Source organism: Streptococcus sp., assembly GCF_019414905.1.
GTDB lineage: Bacteria > Bacillota > Bacilli > Lactobacillales > Streptococcaceae > Streptococcus.
In genome coordinates, this window is the sequence record NZ_DXLC01000072.1 from 1 (window position 1) to 2,324 (window position 2,324).

The 2,324-nt window shown below is 42.6% G+C and carries 1 protein-coding gene; it reads right to left on the bottom strand.

The genetic code is table 11. The features are described from left to right. The coding region (fusA, locus tag QZ359_RS01825; protein WP_293956958.1) for an elongation factor G at positions 1–2,078 on the bottom strand (2,078 nt) is incomplete at its 3' end. Positions 2,079–2,324: the final 246 nt, after the last annotated feature.

Here is a 2,324-nt window from a genome sequence, read left to right on the forward strand (position 1 = left end):
TCTTCACCTTTGTTTTTCTTAATGATTTCTTCTTGTACTGACTTAGGTACATCTTCGTAGTGGTCAAATACCATCATAAATGTACCACGTCCTTGAGATGCAGAACGAAGAACTGTTGCGTAACCGAACATTTCAGCAAGTGGAACGTAAGCACGAACGATTTGGCTGTTACCATGTGCTTCCATACCATCTACACGTCCACGACGAGCAGTTACGTGCCCCATAACATCACCAAGGTTTTCTTCTGGAACAGTGATTGTTACAAGCATCATTGGCTCAAGGATAGCTGGTTGTGCTGATTTAGCAGCTTCTTTAAGGGCAAGTGAAGCCGCGATCTTGAAGGCAGTTTCAGATGAGTCGACATCGTGGTATGAACCATCGTAAAGCTTAGCTTTAACGTCAACCATTGGGTAACCTGCAAGAACACCGTTAGCCATAGATTCTACCAAACCTTTTTCAACCGCTGGGATAAATTCACGAGGAACCACACCACCGACGATTGCGTTTTCGAATTCGAATCCTTTACCTTCTTCGTTTGGAGTAAATTCAATCCATACATCACCGAATTGACCTTTACCACCAGACTGACGTTTGAAGAATCCACGTGCTTGAGTAGAAGCGCGGAATGTTTCACGGTAAGATACTTGAGGAGCACCTACGTTCGCTTCAACTTTGAACTCACGACGCATACGGTCAACAAGGACGTCAAGGTGAAGCTCACCCATACCAGAGATAACTGTTTCACCAGTTTCAACGTTTGTTTCAACGCGGAATGTTGGATCTTCTTCAGCCAATTTTTGAAGGGCGATACCCATCTTATCTTGGTCAGCTTTAGATTTTGGCTCAACCATCAATTGGATAACTGGTTCTGGAACGTTGATTGACTCAAGGATGATTTTAGCTTTTTCATCTGTCAATGAGTCACCAGTTGTAGTATCTTTCAAACCAACGGCAGCAGCGATATCACCTGAGTAAACAGTGTCGATTTCTTGACGGCTGTTAGCGTGCATTTGAAGGATACGTCCGATACGTTCACGTTTACCTTTAGAAGTGTTTAATACGTAAGAACCTGATTGAAGCACACCTGAGTAAACACGGAAGAATGTCAAACGACCTACGAATGGGTCAGTCATGATCTTGAAAGCAAGAGCTGCAAATGGCTCATCATCAGATGCTGGACGAGTTTCTTCAGCGTCTGTATCTGGGTTAACACCTTTTATTGCTGGGATGTCAAGTGGGCTTGGAAGGTAGTCGATAACCGCATCAAGCATCAATTGAACACCTTTGTTCTTGAAGGCAGAACCACACAATACTGGGAAGAATTCAACGTTGATAGTCGCTTTACGGATACCAGCTTTCAATTCTTCGTTAGTGATTTCTTCACCTTCAAGGTATTTCATCATCAAGTCTTCATCAGTTTCAGCAACTGCTTCAACCAATTTTTCACGGTATTCTTGAGCTTGGTCAAGGTATTCAGCTGGAATATCTTCTTCAAGGATATCTGTACCAAGGTCGTTAGTATAGATTTCAGCTTTCATCTTGATCAAGTCGATGATTCCACGGAAATCATCTTCAGAACCGATTGGCAATTGAATTGGGTGTGCGTTTGCTTGAAGACGATCGTGAAGTGTGCTTACAGAGTATAGGAAGTCAGCACCGATTTTGTCCATTTTGTTGGCAAATACGATACGTGGAACTCCATACTCAGTTGCTTGACGCCAAACTGTTTCAGTTTGAGGCTCAACACCTGATTGTGAGTCAAGAACGGTAACCGCACCATCCAATACACGAAGAGAACGTTGTACTTCGATTGTGAAGTCCACGTGTCCTGGTGTGTCGATGATGTTTACGCGGTGGTTGTTCCATTGAGCTGTTGTCGCAGCAGATGTGATAGTGATACCACGCTCTTGCTCTTGCTCCATCCAGTCCATTTGTGACGCACCTTCGTGAGTTTCACCGATTTTGTGGATTTTACCAGTGTAGTAAAGAATACGCTCAGTAGTTGTTGTTTTACCAGCATCGACGTGAGCCATGATACCGATATTACGAGTTTTTTCAAGTGAAAATTCGCGTGCCATGAGGTTTGTTTCTCCTATTTATTTTTGATTTCTATTCTATTATAACACGATTTTAATAAAAACGGATAGGCAGGACCTACCCGTTCTAAATGTTTTCATGCTATTGTTGGTTTCAACTTGTAGATTTACAAATTGAATCGAACTCGGGCTAAAGTTAATTAGCCGATTTGAGCCGGAACGGGATGCTGTGTGAAAAAGATAAACTTCCTTGTATTCGTCGAATACTGCGTCAGTTTCCTATTTTCA